The organism is Solibaculum intestinale (assembly GCF_040096205.1).
GTDB lineage: Bacteria > Bacillota > Clostridia > Oscillospirales > Acutalibacteraceae > Solibaculum_A > Solibaculum_A intestinale.
On sequence record NZ_JBBMFD010000003.1, the window covers coordinates 134,715 to 155,067 of the forward strand.

At 59.4% G+C, this 20,353-nt stretch carries 20 protein-coding genes; 9 read left to right on the plus strand and 11 right to left on the minus strand.

Annotated features, from left to right (window positions below; all coding sequences use genetic code 11):
* Positions 1-115: 115 nt before the first annotated feature.
* Positions 116-1,528 (plus strand): spore germination protein, encoded by a 1,413-nt coding sequence (locus WMO26_RS03570; protein WP_349218175.1) that lies wholly within the window; start codon positions 116-118, stop codon positions 1,526-1,528.
* Positions 1,529-1,550: 22 nt separating this feature from the next.
* Here the strand turns inward: WMO26_RS03570 and WMO26_RS03575 are convergent, their stop codons facing one another.
* From WMO26_RS03575 to glmU, 8 genes are all read right to left on the minus strand, one after another.
* Entirely contained in the window at positions 1,551-1,775 is a 225-nt protein-coding gene (locus WMO26_RS03575; RefSeq protein WP_349218177.1) for a helix-turn-helix domain-containing protein, read from the minus strand.
* A gap of 256 nt (positions 1,776-2,031) precedes the next feature.
* Positions 2,032-5,475: a transcription-repair coupling factor gene (gene mfd / locus WMO26_RS03580; protein ID WP_349218179.1), complete on the minus strand. Its 3,444-nt coding sequence runs from the start codon at positions 5,473-5,475 to the stop codon at positions 2,032-2,034.
* 96 nt (positions 5,476-5,571) lie between these two features.
* Positions 5,572-6,732, minus strand: a complete 1,161-nt coding sequence (locus WMO26_RS03585; protein ID WP_349218181.1) for an AI-2E family transporter — start codon at positions 6,730-6,732, stop codon at positions 5,572-5,574.
* On the minus strand, positions 6,729-7,406 hold the full coding sequence (locus WMO26_RS03590) for a phosphatase PAP2 family protein (protein WP_349218182.1): 678 nt from the start codon (positions 7,404-7,406) through the stop codon (positions 6,729-6,731). Before WMO26_RS03590 ends, WMO26_RS03585 begins: the two co-directional genes overlap by 4 nt.
* Positions 7,403-8,044, minus strand: a complete 642-nt coding sequence (gene pth / locus WMO26_RS03595) for an aminoacyl-tRNA hydrolase (protein WP_349218184.1) — start codon at positions 8,042-8,044, stop codon at positions 7,403-7,405. Before pth ends, WMO26_RS03590 begins: the two co-directional genes overlap by 4 nt.
* A gap of 63 nt (positions 8,045-8,107) precedes the next feature.
* A complete protein-coding gene (locus tag WMO26_RS03600; RefSeq protein WP_349218186.1) occupies positions 8,108-8,773 on the minus strand; it encodes an SGNH/GDSL hydrolase family protein in 666 nt (221 codons plus the stop codon).
* A gap of 43 nt (positions 8,774-8,816) precedes the next feature.
* Complete coding sequence (locus tag WMO26_RS03605) at positions 8,817-9,776, minus strand: ribose-phosphate diphosphokinase (protein ID WP_349218188.1); 960 nt, start codon at positions 9,774-9,776, stop codon at positions 8,817-8,819.
* A gap of 90 nt (positions 9,777-9,866) precedes the next feature.
* Positions 9,867-11,255, minus strand: coding sequence for a bifunctional UDP-N-acetylglucosamine diphosphorylase/glucosamine-1-phosphate N-acetyltransferase GlmU (gene glmU, locus WMO26_RS03610; RefSeq protein WP_349218190.1), 1,389 nt, complete (start codon positions 11,253-11,255; stop codon positions 9,867-9,869).
* Positions 11,256-11,584: 329 nt separating this feature from the next.
* Between glmU and rpe the strand changes: the two genes are divergently transcribed.
* Entirely contained in the window at positions 11,585-12,256 is a 672-nt protein-coding gene (gene rpe / locus WMO26_RS03615; protein WP_349218191.1) for a ribulose-phosphate 3-epimerase, read from the plus strand.
* 63 nt (positions 12,257-12,319) lie between these two features.
* Here the strand turns inward: rpe and WMO26_RS03620 are convergent, their stop codons facing one another.
* Positions 12,320-12,907, minus strand: a complete 588-nt coding sequence (locus WMO26_RS03620) for an adaptor protein MecA (protein WP_349218193.1) — start codon at positions 12,905-12,907, stop codon at positions 12,320-12,322.
* 97 nt (positions 12,908-13,004) lie between these two features.
* Here WMO26_RS03620 and WMO26_RS03625 point away from each other — a divergent pair, with 97 nt between their 5' ends.
* From WMO26_RS03625 to WMO26_RS03650, 6 genes are all read left to right on the plus strand, one after another.
* Positions 13,005-14,528 (plus strand): 4Fe-4S dicluster-binding protein, encoded by a 1,524-nt coding sequence (locus tag WMO26_RS03625; RefSeq protein ID WP_349218194.1) that lies wholly within the window; start codon positions 13,005-13,007, stop codon positions 14,526-14,528.
* Positions 14,525-15,508, plus strand: a complete 984-nt coding sequence (locus WMO26_RS03630) for an RnfABCDGE type electron transport complex subunit D (protein WP_349218196.1) — start codon at positions 14,525-14,527, stop codon at positions 15,506-15,508. Before WMO26_RS03625 ends, WMO26_RS03630 begins: the two co-directional genes overlap by 4 nt.
* Positions 15,495-16,148, plus strand: a complete 654-nt coding sequence (locus WMO26_RS03635) for an Rnf-Nqr domain containing protein (RefSeq protein ID WP_349218198.1) — start codon at positions 15,495-15,497, stop codon at positions 16,146-16,148. The genes WMO26_RS03630 and WMO26_RS03635 overlap by 14 nt, the downstream gene beginning before the upstream one ends.
* Positions 16,145-16,744 carry a hypothetical protein gene (locus WMO26_RS03640; protein WP_349218200.1) on the plus strand — a complete coding sequence of 200 codons (600 nt, stop codon included), beginning with the start codon at positions 16,145-16,147 and terminating at the stop codon, positions 16,742-16,744. Before WMO26_RS03635 ends, WMO26_RS03640 begins: the two co-directional genes overlap by 4 nt.
* 54 nt (positions 16,745-16,798) lie before the next feature.
* Positions 16,799-18,004 (plus strand): putative glycoside hydrolase, encoded by a 1,206-nt coding sequence (locus WMO26_RS03645; protein ID WP_349218201.1) that lies wholly within the window; start codon positions 16,799-16,801, stop codon positions 18,002-18,004.
* Between the two features lie 67 nt (positions 18,005-18,071).
* On the plus strand, positions 18,072-19,232 hold the full coding sequence (locus tag WMO26_RS03650) for an aldo/keto reductase (RefSeq protein ID WP_349218202.1): 1,161 nt from the start codon (positions 18,072-18,074) through the stop codon (positions 19,230-19,232).
* Between the two features lie 223 nt (positions 19,233-19,455).
* On the opposite strand, the gene WMO26_RS03655 is transcribed toward WMO26_RS03650, so the two are convergent.
* Entirely contained in the window at positions 19,456-19,722 is a 267-nt protein-coding gene (locus WMO26_RS03655; RefSeq protein ID WP_349218204.1) for a hypothetical protein, read from the minus strand.
* Between the two features lie 170 nt (positions 19,723-19,892).
* Between WMO26_RS03655 and WMO26_RS03660 the strand changes: the two genes are divergently transcribed.
* Complete coding sequence (locus tag WMO26_RS03660) at positions 19,893-20,096, plus strand: helix-turn-helix transcriptional regulator (protein ID WP_349218206.1); 204 nt, start codon at positions 19,893-19,895, stop codon at positions 20,094-20,096.
* On the opposite strand, the gene WMO26_RS03665 is transcribed toward WMO26_RS03660, so the two are convergent.
* Positions 20,023-20,353, minus strand: a 331-nt coding sequence (locus WMO26_RS03665) for a hypothetical protein (protein ID WP_349218208.1), incomplete at its 5' end; no start/stop codon positions are given. The genes WMO26_RS03660 and WMO26_RS03665 overlap by 74 nt on opposite strands.

Sequence of the window (20,353 nt, forward strand, 5' to 3'; positions counted from 1 at the left end):
CGGTTTTATCCATTGTCTTTCAAAATAACTTTTCTTTTTGCCGGGCGTTTTTTCGGTATGTTTGGCCCTTGCGGTGCGAATACTTTCCATAAGTATGTACCGTGGGAGGGATTGTATGCGTATCAGCCCGGACGTAAACCAAAACATCGACGTCTTTCAAAAGCGGCTCCACTGCGACCTGAATTTCGATATTGTATTCCGCGCCATCACCATCTGCGGAAGAACCGCCGCCATGTTCTTTGTGGACGGCTTTGCCAAGGACGAGATCATCGAAAAGCTGATGGAGTTTTTCTATTCCAACGTAGAGCCCGACCAGCTCGCCGACGCCCATACCTTTTCCAAGGCCTGCGTGCCCTACTGCGAGGTGACGCTGCGCGAGGAGGAGGAGGAAATCGCCACCGGCATCCTTTCGGGAGAGCTGGCGCTGTTTGTGGACGGGTTCGACCGGTGCGTGGCCATCGACACGCGCACCTATCCCCAGCGGGGGAACGCCGAACCGGAGAAGGACCGGGCCTTCCGGGGCTCCAAGGACGCCTTCGTGGAAACCCTCATCTTAAATACCGCCCTCATCCGCCGCCGCATCCGGGACCCCCAGCTTTGCATGGAGAACATGACGGTGGGCACCAAGTCGAAAACCGACCTGTCGTTGTGCTACCTGGACGACAAGGTGGACAAAAAGCTCCTGACGAACATCAAAAACCGCATTTCCGCCGCCCAGGTGGAGGCGCTGACCATGAACCAGCAGAGCTTGGCGGACCTGTTGGTGAAAAAGAAGTGGTACAACCCGTTTCCGAAGTTTAAGTACACCGAGCGGCCGGACGTGTGCGCCGCCCAAATCCTGGAGGGGGACATTGTCATCCTGGTGGACAACGCCCCCTACGCCATGATCCTCCCCTCCGCCCTGTTTGACATTACCGACGAAGTCAACGACTACTTCTTCCCGCCCATCACCGGCACCTACCTGCGCCTGACCCGGTTTCTGGTGACCATCGCCACCCTGCTGGTCACTCCGCTGTGGCTGATGTTTTTGATGACGCCCCAGTGGATCCCCGACTGGCTTTCCTTCATCGTCCCCAAGGAGGAACCCCACGTCCCCATCATCGCCCAGCTTCTGATCCTGGAAATCGCCATCGACGGGCTCAAGCTCGCCTCCCTGAACACGCCGAACATGCTCACCACCTCCCTGAGCGTCATCAGCGCCATCGTGGTGGGGGATTTTGCAGTCCAGTCGGGCTGGTTCTCGGCGGAGACCATGCTCTATATGGCGCTGGTGGCCATCGCCACCTACACCCAGCCCAACTTCGAGCTGGGATACGCCATCAAGTTTATGCGGATGTTTTTGCTGCTGGTGACCTGGTTTTTCGGGGCATGGGGGTTCTTCATCGGCCTTGCCCTCATCTTCCTGGTCATGGTCAGCAACCGCACGGTGTCGGGCGGCTGCTACCTCTATCCCCTGATCCCCCTGAATCCTCGGGATCTGATGCGAAAGTTCTTCCGGGTGCGGCTCAAGAGCAAGAACGAGCGGTAAAAGAAAGGCCCCGGCCGGGTTCTCAATTGGAACCGGTCGGGGCCTTTTCCTGTGCGAATTCAAATAAGTCGTTGGGCGTGCAGTCAAAAATCTGGCAAAGCGCTTCGATGTTCTCCCGGCTGATGGATCGGGTTTCGTTGTTGAGCAGCCGCTGGAAGCTCTGATAGCTCATGCCCAGCTGCTTATGCAGCCAGTAAGCGGACTTCCCTTTTTGTTTCAAAAGCGTATGGATGCGCACGGTTACCATGTCAAATCCCCCTTTTCTTTATTGTACAGGGGAAAATAGCGGGCGTCCATGAACTATAGTTGGTTTTGTATGTGCACAATAGCTGTAGTCGCGTATGGAAAGAGCCCTTGTGTGAATATTGTTCACACAAGGGCTCTTTCTGCGTATTGGGGAAAAACAAAGGAAGAGTGTGAAATACATTCACACTCTTCCTTTTGCCGTGGCGGTTCGCTTGTCATGTGAATATGATTCACATACTTCCGTGCCGCCCGGCTGGTCACGTCAGCTTCTGGCCGAACACGTCCCCCAAACAGTCCAGAGGCGACTGGCCCTTTGCCATCTTCACCTGCAAATAGGGCTTCTGCCCGGCGTTGAGCATCACCCGGCCCTTGAGCCGGGCGGCGACGGCGGAGCCGGCCTGCAAATCCAGCTTTCGCATGTATAAAAGAAGGCTGTCCCCCTTCTGGGAAATCTCGTAGATGCCCTGGGCGGCGGCCAGGCTGCGGGCTAGCGCCACCGACACAAGCCCTTCCACCGCCGGGGGGATTTCCCCGAATCGGTCGATGAGCTCGTCGAACACGTCGGACGCGTCCTCCTGGGAGCGGATGTCCGCAATCCGGCGGTAGACGTACAGCCGCTGCTGGGAGCTTTGGATGTACCGCTCGGGGATGTGGGCCTCCACCTGCAGGTCCACCAAACACTCGTCCTCCCGCTTCTCGGGGGCTTCGCCCTTCTCTTCCCGGACCGCTTCGTTTAAAAGCTTCAGATACATGTCGTACCCCACCGCTTCCATGTGCCCGTGCTGCTCGGCGCCTAGGATGTTGCCCGCGCCCCGGATTTCCAGGTCCCGCATGGCGATCTTAAACCCGGCGCCGAACTCGGTGAATTCCCTTATGGCGTTTAAGCGCTTGGTGGCGATGTCGGTGAGCACCTTGCCGCGCACAAAGGTCAGGTACGCGAAGGCCCGGCGAGAGGAGCGGCCCACCCGGCCGCGCAGCTGGTGCAGCTGGGACAGGCCCATCCGGTCGGCGTTTTCGATGATCAGGGTGTTGGCGTTGGGCACGTCCACGCCGGTCTCGATGATGGTGGTGCACACCAGCACGTCGATTTCGTTCTCCAGAAGCTGGCTCCACACCTCGCTTAATTGCTCCTCGGTCATTTTCCCGTGGGCGACGCCCACCCGTGCCTCCGGAATCCGCTGGGAGAGGCGTGCCGCCACCCCTTCGATGGACTCCACGTGGTTGTGCAGATAATACACCTGCCCGCCCCGGCGCAGCTCCCGGCGGATGGCGTCGTCGAGAACCCCGGTGTCGTGCTCGAGCACATAGGTCTGCACCGGGCGGCGGTCCTGGGGTGCTTCCTCGATGACCGACATGTCCCGGATGCCGGACATAGCCATGTTCAGCGTCCTGGGGATAGGGGTGGCGGACAACGTCAGGCAGTCCACCCCGGAGAGGGCCTCCTTGAGCCGCTCTTTCTGGGCCACGCCGAAGCGCTGCTCTTCGTCCACGATTACCAGCCCCAGGCGTTTAAACTGCACGTCCTTGGAAATGAGCCGGTGGGTGCCCACAATGATGTCGATTTCCCCCCGGCGCAGCTGGGCGATGATTTTCTCCTGCTGCTTGGGGGTGCGGTACCGGGAGAGGACCTCCGCCTTCACCGGGAACCCTTCAAAGCGGGAGAGGATGGTCTGGTAGTGCTGCCAGGCCAGGATGGTGGTGGGCACCAGGATGGCGCACTGCATCCCCCCGTCCACGCACTTAAAGGCGGCGCGCAGGGCCACTTCCGTCTTGCCGAAGCCCACGTCCCCGCACAAAAGCCGGTCCATGGGGACTTCCCGTTCCATATCTCCCTTTATTTCCTCGATGCAGCGCAGCTGGTCCTCCGTTTCCTCGTAGGCAAACCGGCGCTCGAAGTCGTTTTGCAGGTCGGTGTCCGGGTCGAAAGCGTGGCCCTTCACCTGCATCCGCTCGGAATAGAGCTTGATGAGCTCCTTGGCCATGTCCTTGACCGCCTTGCGCACCCGCGACCGGGTTTTCTGCCACTCCGCGCCCCCTAAGCGGTTGAGCTTGATGAGAGAATCCTCTTTTGGCCCGATGTACTTGGAGACCAGGTCCAATTGGGTCACCGGGACATAGAGGGTGTCCCCCTTGTCGTACCGGATTTTGATATAGTCCTTCACAAGGCCCTGGATTTCCAGCTTGTGAATGCCTTCGTAGATGCCGATGCCGTGGGTGATATGTACCACATAGTCCCCAGGGGTCAGCTCCGCCACGCTCTGGATGGATTCGCCGCCCTTATGGCGGCGTTTGCGCGGCTTTGCGGCAGCGCCCACCCGGCCGTGGGTAATGATCGCGGCGCTGGAAACCTCCATGCCTGCCGACAGCCCGCCGGGCAGGACGGTGACCACCCCCGGCTGCAGCTCGTCGCAGTCGGGTACAAAGCGGGCGGCAAGCCCCCGGGAAACAAGGTCGTCCGCCAGGGTTTTGGCGGCACGCTCGGTCCCCGCCAGCACCGCCACCGCTTTTTTCTGATGCAGCAGGGGGTCCAGGTCTTCCAGCAAAATGTCCAGGCTGCCGCCCCACAGGGAAAGCTGCCTTGCCTGGATGGTGACCAGCTCGCCCAAGGGCATGTCGTAGGCTGTGCGGGCGAAGGCGTCTAGGAACAGAACGCCCCGGTCCCGGTATTCGGTGGAAAGCTGCCCGGGGTCCATGGTGAATTCCGTGAGCCCGCGGCACAAAACCCCTTCTTCCAAGAGGCCCTTTACGTCCTCCTGCAGCTGCCATTGGGAGGTGCGCACCCGCTCTTTGACCTTGGCCGGGTCGGAGAGGCAAAAAAGCATCCCGTCCGCATAGTCGAACAGGGTGGCGGGCGTCTCCCATAAAAGGGGCAGGTAGGCGTCCATGGCGGAGAGCTCCACCCCGTCTTTGAGCTTCTGGGCGTCCGAGTCAAGCCGCCCACGAGCGGCGGCCGCCATCTTGCCGCGCAGGGAGCCGGCCAGCTTTTCCAGCTTTAGCGCCAGCGCCTTGGGGTTCTCCACCGGCGTCTCGGTGGCCGGGGTGATGAAGGCACAGGAGAGAATGTCTACCCGCCGCTGGGACTCGATGGAGAAGGAAGTGATGGTGTCGATCTCGTCCCCCCACAGCTCCAGGCGCACCGGCAAGGCCGCGCCGGACGGGAAAAAGTCGATGATCCCGCCCCGGATGGAGAACTGGCCCATGCCGTCAATCTGTTCATACCGGCGGTATCCCGCCGCCAGCAGCGCCTGGGCCGCCTCCTTGACGGGAAAGGCCATGCCGGGCGTGAGTTCCCTGGTACGGCGTACAAGCTCTTCGGGAGGCATGGTAAAGAGCATGGCCGCGTCCGGCGTGGTCAAAACCACGTCGTACCGCCCTTTCATCATTCCGCACAGCACCGACAGCCTCTGGTGCTCGAACTCCCGGGACACCCCTTCCACCGGGCGAAAAGCCAGGTCTCTGGCTGGGAAGACAGCGGCCTTCAGGCCCATGGCCGTCAGGTCCTCCAAAAAGCGGCTGCATTCCCCCTCGTCCCCGCAGAGAAGGAGGGCCGGACGCTTTGCCCTGCGGCACAAAGCGAAGAGAAGGGCCGCTTTATGAATGTGGGATAGTCCCGTTACCGCCATAGGGGTGCGGGCGGCGGCACACCGGGCAACCACGCCGAATTCCGGCAGGGATTCGAACACGTCTACGAGAAAATTCATGGAAACCTCCCAGTCAGTCAAACACAAACGGTCAGGAAAAAGCGCCCGGCGACGGATGGTCGCCGGGCTTTTTGCAACGTATATGATTGAGATAGATTAATAATCGTTGGTATCGGTAGGCATTCCCTTTTTCTTAAGAAGGCGCTCCACACCGGTGCGCACCAGCGCGTAGATCACCGCCAGGGCCGGCACGCCGATGATCATGCCCACCACGCCCCACAGGCCGCCGCCGACCAAAATGGCCACGATGACCCAGAAGCCGGACAGACCCGTGGACTCGCCCAGAATCTTCGGCCCGATGAAGTTGCCGTCCGCCTGCTGCAAAAGGATAATAAACACGGTGAAGATCAGCGCCTGCCAGGGGTCCACCAGCAAAATCAGCAGGATGCTGGGGATGGCGCCGATGAAGGGGCCGAACATGGGAATCATGTTAAACACCGTGATGATCACGCTGATGAGCGGCGCGTAAGGCAGGCCGAACAGGGCCATAAAGAGAAAACAGATGGCGCCGATGATCATCGAATCGAGAATTTTGCCCGACAAAAAGCCGGTAAACACCTTGTTGGTCTGCCGGGTCAGCTCAATAATCCGGTCGGCAATGGTTTTCTTGGAGACGGCGTACAGAATCTTCTTGGTCTGCCGGGCAAAAAGGTCCTTCGATAATAGCATATAAATAGAGATAAAGATGCCGAAAAAGAGGTCCTTGATTCCCATGGCCACGCCGAAGGCCGCGTTGCCCAGAACAGGGATGAAGCCCTTGAGCCAGTTGACCAGGTCGTTGATAATCTGGTCCCAGTATTCCTGGACCATATGCATTTGATCCTCGGAAATGTGGAAATCGTCCAGGAGCTTGAGCACCCATTTCTCAGCTGTATCATAGTAGCCGGGAATGTTGGCGGCCAGGTCGGAAAGACTGGTGACCAACTGCGGCACCAGCAGCGCCACTACACCCACCACCACGATCAGCAAAACCAGAAAAGCAACCGCAATGGCAAGGCCCCGGTTGATGCGGGGATGGGGCTTTTTCTTGTCCAGCGCCTTGGCGCTGACCCGTTCGAAAAATTTGACCATCGGGTTTAAGATAAACGCCAGCACAAAGCCGTAGATCACCGGCGTCAGGATCCCCATGAAATTCCCCAGGTATCCCAGAAAGACCGGCATGTTGTCCAGCAATGAGGAGAACAGCGTATAGGCCACCAGCACGCCCAGGGCATACAGGCTGATGATGAAATAGCGGCCTTTGAAATTGAATTTCATCGGGACCCTCCTTTTTTCTCTTCCAAGGTGTGCCGGACCCGCTCGGCAAGAAAAATGTAGAACGCGAGCCACGCCCCACCCAGGGAAAAGCCCGCGAGCACGTCGCTGGAATAGTGGACGCCCAGGTACACCCGGCTGATTCCCACACAGGGAATGACCAGGAAAAGCAAAAGCATCAGCGGATATTTGTACCGGCCCCGGCAGTACCGGGCCACCAGATAGATCAAAAAGCCGTAGAAACTGATGGCCACAAAGGAATGGCCGCTTGGGAAGCTGAAGCCGCCCACGTCCACCAGTTGATTGATGTCGGGGCGGGGCCGGTCGAACACGCTTTTGGCAAAGGTGTTGATGACGCTGGAAAGCAACAGGTTCACAGGAATGGCCAGCGCCGGGTAAAGTTTATGGCGAAAGAGGAAAAAGGCAAGCAGCAGAATAGAAATACCGATGAGAAATGCGGGAGAGCAAAGATTTGTCAGGAAAATAAAGGATCGGGTGGTCTGCGGCGTAATCATGGAAGAGAGGAAATGATAGATTGCGCTGTCAAACCCGGCGGTCCGGTCGTTAACGATGAGGACCGCCAGCACGGCGAACACAGTAAGAGGGAGACCGAGGCCCAGCAGCACCCGGTATTTCTGAAAGAACAGACGCACGCCGCGGGTTTTGCCCCCCGTCATTTCGCGTCCTCCCCGCCGACGCCGGCTACAAAGCCGTTGCAGCGGTTCATGGCTTCGTCGGTCTTGCCCTGCACTAAGAGCTCAGCCGCGTCACAGGCGGCGTCAAGCGCTTTGGACAGGGCCTCCCCCTCCTCCTTCGTGAAACTGGAGAGCACCCAGTCAGCCAGGTCGTACTCGGGCCGGGGCTTTGCCCCTACGCCGATCTTCACCCTGGGAAACTGGTCCGAGCCCAACAGGTAGAGGATGCTTTTGATGCCGTTGTGCCCCCCGTCCGACCCTTTACGCCGCACCCGCAGCCGCCCGGGAGGAAGGGAGATGTCGTCAAACAGCACCACCACCCGCTGAGGCGGAATCTTATAAAAGGCCGCCGCGTCCCGCACCGCCTCGCCGGAAAGGTTCATAAAGGTCTGTGGCTTCATCAGCAGGCAGCGCACGCCGGCAATCTGCGCGTCGGCGCACACCGCTTTGAACTTGATCCGGTCGATTTTGGCGTGATGGCGCTCGGCAAGCCGGTCCACAGCCAGAAAACCCGCGTTGTGGCGGGTGGTCTCATATTTGCGGCCGGGGTTTCCCAGCCCGACAATCAGATATTCAATGGGTCCGGCGGGCTGCGCCGGCCGGCAAAAGGGGTGAAACATCCTGTCCATAACTCCTTTGCTGCCCTTGGCGGATACCATTAGGGTTGGATTTCGAGAGACACTCTATGCAAGCGGCTGGTGGTCAAAGGAAAATTCCATCGCGTTTAGGAAAGCCCGGGCGATGGCCATGTGGCCGATGTGGTTGGGATGAACCCGGTCCCAGGCAATGTTGGAGGAATGCATGTGGCAAAGAAGCCGGTCGAGTGCGGCCTGGGTGTCTACAAACACCGCGCCGGTTTGCTCGGCCACCTGCTTTACAATCGCCCCGTATTCGTCCATCCTTGCACGCATGGGTTCCTTTTTGTTGGGTTCCATATAATGGGGCGTCATAAGTACCAGACCCTTGACCTGGGGCTTTGCCTTGGCCGCCAGCTCGTGTAGGGTGGCCTCGTACACGTCGGGCAGCACCCAAAGCTCGGGAGAAGCGGGAGAGTCGAACTGCCGCCACACGTCGTTGACCCCCACCATGATGGAAAGCCAGTCCGGCTTAAGGGCTAGAGCGTCCGATTCAAAGCGGGCCTTCAGGTCCAGGGAAGTATTGCCGTTGATCCCCATGTTCACCACCCGAATGTTACGCTCCGGGTACACGCTCTGCATAAGGCCCGCCACGTCTCGCACGTAGCCTTGGCCATAGGGATGGTCCAGCCCCTCCCCCACCGGGCGCACCCGGCCGCAGTCGGTCACCGAGTCCCCAATGAAGACGATCTTTTCGTTCGTTCCGATGCGCATACAAACGCTCCTTTGCTTGATGTATGTGGATAGCCGCCGCCGGTTACAGGAACATGGGGGAAACCGGCGTATCCGTATAAATGCGCCAGATGGCTTCCGCAAACACGTCCGCCACCGACAGCACCTTGATTTTCTCGCTTTGGTGCTCGGGAGGCAGGGGGATGGTGTCGAGCAAAATGATTTCCTTGATCGGGGAGGCCTCGATGCGCTCCATCGCCTTGCCGGAGAGCACCCCGTGGGTGGCGCAGGCGTAGACTTCCTTAGCTCCGCCCCGCTCGATGACCGCCTTGGCCCCGTTGCACAGGGTGCCGGCGGTGTCGATCATGTCGTCCACCAAAATCACCCGTTTCCCTTTGACGTCGCCGATGATGTTCATCACTTCACTGACGTTTGCCTGCTGGCGGCGCTTGTCGATGATGGCGATGGGGATGCCGCAGCGCTCGGCGAAATTGCGCGCCCGGGTGACCGAGCCGAAGTCGGGAGACACGGCCACCACATCCGAGCCGTCGGCAATAAAGTCCCCGGTAAAGTGAGGCGCTAAAATCGGGACCCCCAGCAGATGGTCCACGGGGATGTTGAAAAAGCCCTGGATCTGGGGGGCGTGCAGGTCCATGGTCAGGACCCGGTTGGCGCCCGCGGCGGTAATCAGGTCGGCCACCAGCTTTGCGGAAATGGGATCGTGGGCCTTGGCCTTGCGGTCCTGCCTTGCGTAGCCGAAATAGGGGATGACCGCCGTAATCCGTGCGGCGGAGGCGCGCTTGACCGCGTCGATCATAATGAGCAGCTCCATTAAGTGCTCGTTGACCGGGGCGCAGGTGGACTGGACCAAAAAGACCTCCGAGCCGCGTACCGATTCCTGGAACGAAACTGAGATTTCCCCGTCGCTGAAGGTGGATACCACGCATTTGCCCAGCGGCACCCCTAAGTGCCTGGCGATCTGTTTGGCCATGTCCGGGCAGGAATTGCCCGCGAAGATTTTAACGTCCTTGCCGTGTATGCTCATGAAGCGTCCCCCTTGCTGTATTCCCGCCGCGTGGGCGGCTCTCGTCAAACGCAGGAAAAGGGCAGACAAACCGCCTGCCCAACCTTGCGTCTATCCTTCGTCTTTTTCCCGCTTGCTGGTCACCCACATGGGCTTGACCACCTGCCGTGCCCGGGCGATGGCCAGGGCGTTTTCCGGCACGTCGTCGGTAATGGTGGACCCGGCCGCCGTATACCCGTATTCCCCAATGCGCACCGGGGCAATCAGGTTGGTGTTGCAGCCGATGAAGGCATGGTCCCCCACCACACAACGGTTTTTCGACTTGCCGTCGTAGTTGACCGTGACGCAGCCGCAGCCGAAGTTCACGTGTTCGCCCACGTCCGAATCTCCCACATAGGTCAGATGAGGCACCTTCGTGCCGCAGCCAACGACGGAATTCTTGATTTCCACAAAGTCGCCCACCTTCACGCCGGCCTTCAGCTCGCTGTTTGGCCGGATGTGTACAAAAGGCCCGGCGGTAACCCCGTCGTGAACCGCAGACTGGTAACACTGAACGGCGTTGAGCTTTGCGTGGCTGCCCACCGTGCTGTCTTCCAAAAGGGTATTGGGACCGATGACGCAGTCTTCCCCGACGGTCACCCTGCCCCGCAGGATGGTGCCCGGTAAAATCACCGTATCCTGCCCGATGGTCACGTCCGGGCCGATGAGCACCCCATCGGTGCAGGGGATGGAGACTCCTTTCAGCATCTGCTCTTTTAAAACAGCAGCCCGTGCCCGGTCGTTGAGGGCGGCCAGCTGGACCCGGTCGTTGGCACCCAGCACCACGTCCTCCGACGCGGCCGCAAAGGCGCCGGCCTTTTTGCCCTGTTCCAGAAGGAGTTCGATGGTATCGGTCAGGTAATATTCCCCGGTAACCGGGTTTTTCGGGAGCTTGGGCAGCACCGAAAGAAGATCGTCCACCGCGAACCAGTAGCCTCCGGAATTGATTTCCCGGATGGCCTTTTGGCCTTCGTCTGCGTTTTTCTCCTCCACAATGCCCGAGATCCCGCCCTGGGGCGTGCGCAAAATCCGGCCGTATCCGGTGGGTTCCTTTACGACCGCGGAGATCACCGTCACCGCGTTCCCTTTTTTTCTATGTTCCTCATAGGCCCCGCGGATGCTCTCTCCGTCCATCAGCGGCGCGTCGCCGCAAAGGACCAGCACGCTCCCGCCCGCGTGGCGGGAAAGAAAGTCCGCTGCCTGCAAAACGGCGTGGCCAGTTCCCAGACGCTCGCCCTGGCGCACGGTTTCGCAGCCGTCTCCCCGGCTTTGCAGATAGCCTTCCACCTCGCTGCAGCCATGGCCGGTAACGACGCACCGGTCGGCGGCGCCGGCAGCGGCCGCCGCGTCCAGCACCCAGCCCAGCATGGGCTTAAACAGCACTTCACACAAAACCTTCGAATGCTTGGATTTCATCCGCTTGCCTTCTCCGGCAGCCAGAATCACCGCACAATTGTTCATAAACCTCGATCGCTCCCTCGCTGTTTCATTGGTCCTCCGGTTCCCTGCTACACTATATGAAGAAATAACAATTCATTATACAAAGCAAGCAGGAAGGGAAAATGGATAAAACGTGAATTTCCCATTACGATTCTATTATCGCAAGTTTTCCCACCGAATTCAATAGGAACTTTCACGAATTCTACCCGGGAATTGGCCCAATTTCGTTGACGGCAGGCGGGATATCGGTTATCATTTAGGGTGAAGTAATAGTAGATTGTCCGCGGCTGAGGCCTGCTTTTCCGAAGAGAGGGCCAAAGTGCAGCATCTTATCTGGAGGTACGTTTCTTATGGATATAAAGATTTCCCCTTCCATCCTTTCGGCGGATTTTGCCCGTCTCTCGGCCGACGTGGACAAAGTCTCCGGCGCCGAGATGCTCCACATCGACGTGATGGACGGCCATTTTGTCCCCAACATCTCCATCGGCACGCCGGTGGTCAAGTCCCTGCGAAAGGCGAGCCGCATGTTTTTCGACGTGCATTTGATGATTTCCGATCCGCTGAAATATGTAGGCCCCTTTGCGGACTGCGGGGCGGACCTGATTACCTTCCACGTGGAGAGCGGCTCGGATCCGGACGCGGTGATCGCCGCCATCCGGGAAAAGGGAAAAATCCCCGCCATCTCGGTCAAGCCGAAAACTCCGGCCCAGGCAGTGTACCCGTATCTTGACAAAGTGGGGATGGTGCTGGTCATGACGGTGGAGCCCGGCTTCGGCGGGCAGAGCTTCATGGCCGACATGCTCCCGAAAATAAAAGCCCTCCGGCAGAAGGCCGAAGAGCTTTCCCTCGATCTGGATATTCAGGTGGACGGGGGGATTGATCTGAACACGGCGCCTCTGGTGGCGCAGGCGGGCGCCAACGTGCTGGTGGCGGGCAGTTCGGTTTTCGGCAGCGGGGATCCCGCCGCTATGGTGGAGAAGCTGCGCGAAGCGGCAAGGGCCGCCTATGGCCGGGATCGGTAAACAAGCCGGTTATGTAAGATTCACGTCCTGGCTTTTATCGTTCCGGGTAGGCGCAAACAAACGCTACGTGCCGTACCGGCCGATTTTCATAATAGCGTCCTCTTCGGCCAAAAGCTGGCCGTGCTCGGCGGCATAGGCCGCCGCGGGCGCGCCTTCGCCGGCAAATTCGCCGTATTCCTTTAAAAGCGGTTCCAGTATGGAGACTTTCCCTTCCTTTGTATAGACCACCAGCCGGTATCCCCGGCCAAAGCGGTAGGCCGTGCTTTTGGGGATGCTTTCGCGCTGCTCGTGCCACAGGCGCGTGCATACGCACAAAAGTTCCTCTGCGCTTGGAAACTCGTATACATAAGGCCCGCACAGCCGCTTACACTGCAATTTCCCCACCCCCTGCAGGGCTGTAAGGTCCCGCGGCAGCACCGTGAAATACAGGATACAGCCGCCGTCGAGCAGGGGCAGCGCCTCGATCAGCAACCGGCCGCCGGAGCTGTCGAAGCCGGTCTGGCGGCTGGCCTCGTCGAGCAGCTCCCAAATGACTCTGCGGGTCTCCATCTCGGCATAGTCGAGGTCGTCGAAGGAAAGGGACAATGCGCGTAAATCTTCATATTTTAATGTGATTTTCAGACGGTCCTCCGAGCAGAGTTCTATTTTCATCAGCTTCAGCCCCATTCGGTTCAGAATCGGAGGGCACCGGACCCTCTCCTCCCATCATATGCAGGTACCAACACGGATGCAAGAGGTGAAAAACAGGATGACAATAATTTCTAGGCGCGGCATCTATCTGCCCAGCCATAAAAAGGAAACTCTTCGTAAACCGGTGGAATTGGCAGGTCTGCCCGACCGGCTGGCGATTCCGCTTTTTTTCTATGGCGAGGCGGATAACCCCTGCGTGCCCAGCGTGTCGGAGGACAGCCGGGTACGAAAATATGAAACGGTAGGGGTGTTCGCTTCTGGGTTTCACGTCCTCTCCCCTGCCGACGCGACGGTGCGGGAAATTCGGGAGATCGGCGGGCTTCCCTATCTGATTTTGGAGCCCGACGAGGAGCAGCAGGAACCCTCGCCGCTGCCCGCCTTGGACCCCAAAACGGTTTTGGAGGATGAAATTTTCGAGCGGGCCAACCGCGCAGCGGTAACGGCTGGGGGCCGACCTCTCAGCGAGGTGCTCGATACCTATAAAAAGAAGGGCGTCGTGCAGCTGTGGGCGGACGCCATTTGTGACGAAACGTATTCCACCGCCCGCATCGAGCTGCTGCGCACCCGCGGGGAAGACCTTGTTGCCGGCCTGCAGTTGGCGGCCAGAGCCATCGGGGCCCAGGCGGCGGGGATTTTGGTTTCCGCCTTTTCTTCCCGTGGGTTACCCGAAGGGGTGGACGGCCTGCCGGTGGAAAAGGCGCTGGGGAAATATCCGCTGCGCGACAGAGTCAGGGAAAAGCTGGCCATGACCCAGGGGGCGCTGTTGGACGCGGGAGCCCTGCTTGCCCTTTACGAAGCGGTGACTCTGGGAAAGGGCTGCGTCCAAACCCTTGTCACCGTCAACGGCAACTGCGTGGCCACTCCGAAAAACCTGTGGGTGGCCTGCGGTACGCCGGTTTCCTACCTGTTCGACGTGTGCGGCCTGACCGAGGAGCCTACCTGCTTTCTGCTGGGGGACGCCATGACCGGCCGCCTGGCCGACCGGAAGGACCCGGTGGCGCTGGGGACGGATACGGCCCTGGCCTTTGTCACCGATAAAATCCGCAAGCGTGCCTGTATCAACTGCGGGCGCTGCATCGAGCGCTGTCCGAGGATGCTCTACCCCACGGAAATCGCCCGCGCTTTAGACGCGAAGGAATACGAACAGCTTTTGCGGCAGAATGCCGCCGCCTGCACCGGCTGCGGCGTCTGCTCGTATGTTTGCCCGGTGGGAATCGACCTGACGATGAAAACCAAGCGAGCCGTCAGGCAGGTGAGACGGCTGCTGGAGGAGGAAGAGCTGGCAAAAGCCCAGCGGATGCTTCCAAACGCCGTGCCGGAGGAAGAGCAGGAGACGGTTTTGAGCGGCTTTGGCCGGGACGATTTGTTCGATCCCGTTTTCTATGAGCCGGAGAAGGAGACGCTTTCTTTTTTCACGAAGTCCCTTACGCCTTCCAAGAAGCAGCCGGTTCCGAAGAACAAGAAGACGCAGAAAAATCCTTCTTCTAAGAAAACCAATGGAAAAAATCCGTCCGCATCCGGGAAACCGGATTCCAAGGGAAAGTCCGGCGGCAAAAAGACCACGAAGGGGGCGAAGAAATGACGCGAACGAAAACCGCGCCCTTTGTCCGGCAGGGCGTTTCCTCCATGGCCATTTCCATGGACGTGCTTTTAGCCGGGCTGGTGCTTTTGGCCATGTCTTACCTCTATTACGGCTGGCGCCCGGTTTTGCTGGGCCTGATTGGAGGGGTTTCCTCCCTTGGCGCCCAGATTCTTGTGAGTCTTCTTCTTTCCCACCACCTGCCGGCAAGACCGGTTTCCGCCGCGGCCTACGGCTTGACGGTGGCGTTACTGCTCCCTCCCTCGGCTCCCTACTGGATGCCGGTGGCGGGCGGCGTGTTTGCCACGGCGGTGGCATGCGTGCCCTTGGGCGGAGAGGGGCATTCTCCCTTTCATCCTGCTGCGGCGGGCGCTTCCTTCTTAACCATATGCTTCGCAGAGCAAATGTTTGCTTATCCGGCCCCGCGGGCGCCTATGACAAATTTTTTGCCGCTGGGAGACACGGCTTCGGTGATTGCGGGGACCTCCCCTGCCTCGGTGATGAAAAACGGGGTTTCTCCTCTGACCACCCTGACCGAAGCGGTCACCGGCCAGGCGGCTGGAGCCATCGGCGCGGTCTTTATCCTGATTATCGCCGCTTGTGCGGTGTACCTAATTGCCCGCCGGGCGGTGTACCTTTCTTCCATCCTGTCCTTCCTGGCGGGAATCTACCTCATCGGCTACCTGTGGCCCCGGCTCTCCACCGGCCCGATCACCTCGGGACTGTGGGAGCTTCTGAGCGGCAGCGTGGTTTTTGCGGCGGTGTTTTTGGTGGGGGACCGGCGGTACGCCTCCAAGCATTTCTGGGTGCGCATCGTCTTGGGTCTGCTGACCGCTGCGGTCTGTATGGCCATGCGGTATTACGGCGTGTATGAGCAGGGCGCCTTCTTTGCAGTGCTGCTTGTCAACGCCGTGGTTCCGCTTTTTGACCGGCGCCTGACCCATCTGTTCGAAAAAGGAGGGGCTTTGCATGCCGAAGAATAGGATGACCCCGGTTTCCGTGCCCGGCCCTTTGCTGGAACGGGCGGAGCACTGGCTTAGAAGGCCCATGCTGCTTTTCCTGCTGGCCGCCTTCCCGGCGGTCCTGGCGGCGACCAGCTTTTACGACGCCTTTCTTCTTTCGGTCATCACCCTGCTTCTCACGGTGACCACCCAGACGCTCTTGTCCCTGGCGGGCGGACGTTTGGCCCAGTGGGCGCGGATTCTTGTGGCAGCCCTGGTGTCCACCGCGGTGATGACCGGCCTGTTCTTCCTGGCAAGCATCTGGGCGACCGATTTCTTTGAGCGCAGCCTCTTTGTGCTCCCCATGCTGGCCTTACAGCCCATGGTGCTGCCTATGTCTGACCCGAAGGCCTTTTCCCTGCCGCCCAAAACGGCGGTGTGCGACGCGCTGGTGCGCAGCGCCGCTTTTGCCGCCGTCACGCTGGTGTGCGGGCTTTTGCGGGAGTTTTTGGCGGCCGGCACTTTGTTCGGCGCGCCCCTTTTCGGGGAAGGCGCCTCCCTGTTCCCTGCCTTCGCTGGTCCCTTTGGCGGGTTTGCGCTTTTAGGGATCGAAGCGGCCGTGGTGCAGGGAGTTTTGCAGCATCTGCGTCATAAAAAAGCGGAAGGAGGGCAAGACAAATGACCTTTCCAACCGCCTTTTTGCCGGTTGCCTTGTTTGCCGGCCTCCTTCGCAGCCTGCTTTTCGCGGGAGCTGGGCTGGATACCGCCCTCATCGGGGCGCGTACCCCCCGCCGCATCCCGCTGCTGGCTGGCCTTCTTCTTCTCTTCACCCTTCCGGCCACCCTCCTGGAAGCGGGCCTTATCCGACCTTATCTTACTGGCCTTGGCAATTACTTGCCCATGCTGGAGGCGGCTTTGTTTGTGGCCGTCAACGGGGTGCTCTTTGCCGTGGGGATGCTCCTTTTAAGCAAAAAACGCCCGGCCCTTTTGGAAAACCTGTGCCCGGAGCTGTGCGCCGCCGCATGGAACGCTTTGGTACTGGGCATATTTATGGGAGGCGAGGCGTCTTATACTACGGACCTTGGCGGCGCGGTGCTGACGGTGATTTTCGGTTGCCTGGCCTTTCTGGCGGCCTCCTGCCTGCTCATACCGGTGGAGCGTCTGTCTAATTCCCCGCGGGTTCCCAAGGCCTTTCGAGGCCTGCCCGCCCAGTTTCTCTATATCTCGATGATTTGCCTGGCTCTGGCCGGGTTTGCATTCGGCGTCCCGGCACAGTAATGGGACAAACGCCATCCGGTTTTTACGATCGGAGGAATCGACGGAGGTATGCAGATGGAAAAAATCAAACGAAGAAAGTCCTTTCGGCGCAAGCGCAGTCCCTGGAAGATCATCCTGTTGATTTTAGGATGCGCGGTGCTGGTAGTGGGCGGCTTTTTCGCCGCGAGCATGATCGACAATTACATCAATTATAAAAACAGCCAGCCCTCCGACGCGTCCTCGTCCTCTCCCTCGTCCCAACCCTCTTCCGACCCGGCGTCCCAGCCGGGCGGCGACGTGTCCTCCCAGGCCTCCAACCCCGGCCACACCACCCTCAAGGGGACCCGGGCGGTAACGGTGTCTGCCCAATCCTTAAGCAGCCGCGTGACCGAGCTGCTGGCCCTGGCGAAGGACGGGAAGATCAACGCCGTGGTGGTGGACATCAAGACCGAGGACGGCACCCTGCAATACGCCACCAACCTGGAAGCAGCCACCCGCGCCGGCGCGGCAAAGGCCGACGCCCCCGACCTTTCCACCGCCTTAAAGCAGCTCAAGGATGGCGGGGTCAAGACCATTGCCCGCATGTCCTGCTTTAAGGACCCCAAAGCCGCCATGAAGCTTTCGGGCGCGGCGGTGATGTACCGCCCCAACCCGTCCCTCATCTGGCTTGACTCCACGAAAAACGGCAAGGCCTGGCTCAACCCCTACGCCGACGCCGCCAAGACCTATCTGATTGACATCGCCGCCGAAGCGGCGGACATGGGCTTTGCCCAAATCCTGCTGGCAAACGTTCAGTTCCCCGACAACAACAGCTCCGCCAGCTATTATGGGGCTGCGGCTTCGAGCGTCAGCCAGTCCCAGGCGCTGACCGAGTTCGTCACCCAGATGAGTGACGCCATGCGGGCGAAGGATGTGGAGGTCCGCCTGCAAAGCGGGGCCCTGGCCGCCGCCGGCGGGACGAACACCATCTACGGCGGAGTCAACCCCGTCGCCTTGGGCGGCGAGGGCCTGGTGGTGGACCTGCGCGTGAGCGCTCTGGGTAAAAATCTGGCGATTGGGGAGGATACCATCGCCGACCCGGCCGCCGATCCGGTGACTACCGTCGAGACGGTTGCCGCTGGGATGAAATCCGCCGGCGTGCAGCCCGTCTGCATTCTCGACGCGGACAGCACGAACCTTTCCGGCCAGATTTCCGCCCTGTCCGCCGCGGGCTTTGACGACTTTGTCCTCTACCGCGAAAGCGGAAGCTATACCGCCGGCGAGCTGACCACCAAAGACTGACGGGGCCACAAATCAAAGGGGCGGGGCAAAACCCCGCCCCTTTCCATCTTGGAAGGAGGAAACGACCATGTTAAAACGGGAAATCCCGTCGCTGGGCGTGACGGTGAGCCGCTTAGGCTTCGGCGCTATGCGCATGCCGGAACGGGACGGGAAGATTGAACGGGTGGAGGCCACCCGCATGATTGCGCACATGTTCGAGGCGGGCGTGACCTATTTCGACACCGCCTACCCCTATCACAACGGCGAGTCGGAGGAAATGCTGGCCGGGGCGCTGCGCAGGTTCCCGCGGGAGCGCTTCTTTTTGGCGGACAAGCTGCCCTTTCTGGAATACAAGTCCGAAGCGGACTATAAGGCCGTCACCGAAGAGCAGTTCTCCCGCCTGGGGATGGATTATATCGACTTTCACCTGCTCCACGCCATGAACGCCAAGCGCTGGAAATTTTTCAAAGAAATCGGCGTCCCCCAGTACCAGCAGGAGCTCAAGCGCCAGGGCCGCATCCGGTTTGCGGGCTTTTCCTTTCACGACTCCCCCGAGGCCCTGGAACAGATTCTCAACGACCAGCCGGACTGGGACTTTGTCCAGATCCAGCTCAATTACTTTGACTGGGCCTCTTCCCTGCGTTCCGGCGAGCTTTACAACATGCTGGCCGACCGGGGCATCCCCATCATCGTCATGGAACCCCTGCGGGGCGGAATGCTCGCCTCCCTTCCCCCTTACGCGCAGGACATTATTGCAACACGCCTCCCTGGCGTAACCCCCGCCAGCCTCGCGTACCGCTGGGTGGGGTCCCTCCCCTATGTGGACGTGATTTTAACCGGCGCCTCCACCATCGCCCAGGCGAAGGAGAACACCGCCGTGTTTGAGGACTTCTCCCCCCTGACCCAGAAGGAGTACGACGTGATCGACGAGGTGCTCGCCGCCATCGCCGCCAAGCCCAGCGTCCCCTGCACCGGCTGCCGGTACTGTGTCAGCGCCTGCCCCCAGGGAATCAACATTCCCCAGGTGTTTTACATATATAATGAGCAGGGCAAGTTCGACTGCGACGGCACGACCCATTGGCGGTATCTCAATGAAATGAAACCCCAGGAGCGGGCGGAAAACTGCATCGAGTGCGGAGCGTGCGTCTCCCAATGTCCCCAGAAGATTGACATCCCCGAGGAGCTTAAGGTGGCCCGGAAAACCATCGGGGAAGCCTGCAAGCGGGCCGCCGCCGCGGAAAGCAAATAGGCGCAGGTACCCATAAGCGCCGGGCAGGCCTGTCCGAGGTAAGGAGGGTCTGCCCGCGCCCGGAAGGCGGCTTTGCGCCTGTTTCGTCCTCCGGCTGGCAAGGGCGCGCGTTGGGCGCGGGTCTGCCTGCGCCCGGCTTAGAAAACCGGCACCGGCCGAAGACAAGCAGCCGGCGCGATTCCTTTCGCGTTTTTGGAGGGAAGGGGCGGCCCGTCCCGACTGCCTACAAATCCTCCAGCAGGAGAAGGGCGGCCCAGCGCACGCCGGTCAGGAAGGAATGGTAGGCTACGTCCTCCGTAACTAGGCCGAAGCCGTCCACGATGGTCATGATCTGGTCAGCCTGGGCGCGGGGCAGGGTCTCCTGCAGCTGATTGGATAGACGGAAGGCCTCCGCCTCCGGGGCGTCTGAGCGCTGAAGACGTTCGTTGGCTTGCTTGAGCAGCGGCAGGTAGATTTGGGTGCCGAAGTAATGCTTAAAGTCGTCAACCATGATGATACCTCCCAAAACAGGAACATGACTCTACAGTCATAATAATATCCTCTTATAGTCATTATGTCAATAGTAAATCGATAATTGTTTGCTTTTATTGGGGTTATATTTAAAATGAAGTATAAAATATACAATATTATTGTAAGTTCGGAAGGAGCCCCAAAATGGGAATGTCAAATAAGATTAAAGCTCTGTTAAAAGTGAGAGGGCTTACGCAAGCGGAATTAGCTCATCGTTTGGATACCGTCCCTTCCAATATCTATAAGAAGCTTGCCCGGGACAATTTCTCAGAAAAAGAGCTCATTGAAATCGCAGAGGCTTTGGACTGCAAATACGAAGGATTCTTTTTCTTCGAAAACGACGGGAAAATCTGAGCCGGTCCCCTTTCAAAAAGCCTGTACTTTTGCCTATTTGTGATTTCGCACAAAATTCCCGCAACCCAAGGCGGGTAAAGCGTGCAACAGTCATGTGAAATCCTTTCCAATTTAAAAAAGGCGCGATTTTCTCGATTTTTTCAAAATTTTTTTGAAAAAACCATTGACAAAGAAACCTGGATTTGATATTATAGTCAAGCACCGAACGGCGGGTCAGCAAAGTGGCCAAAAAGTCCGGTGGATGGACCTTGAAAATT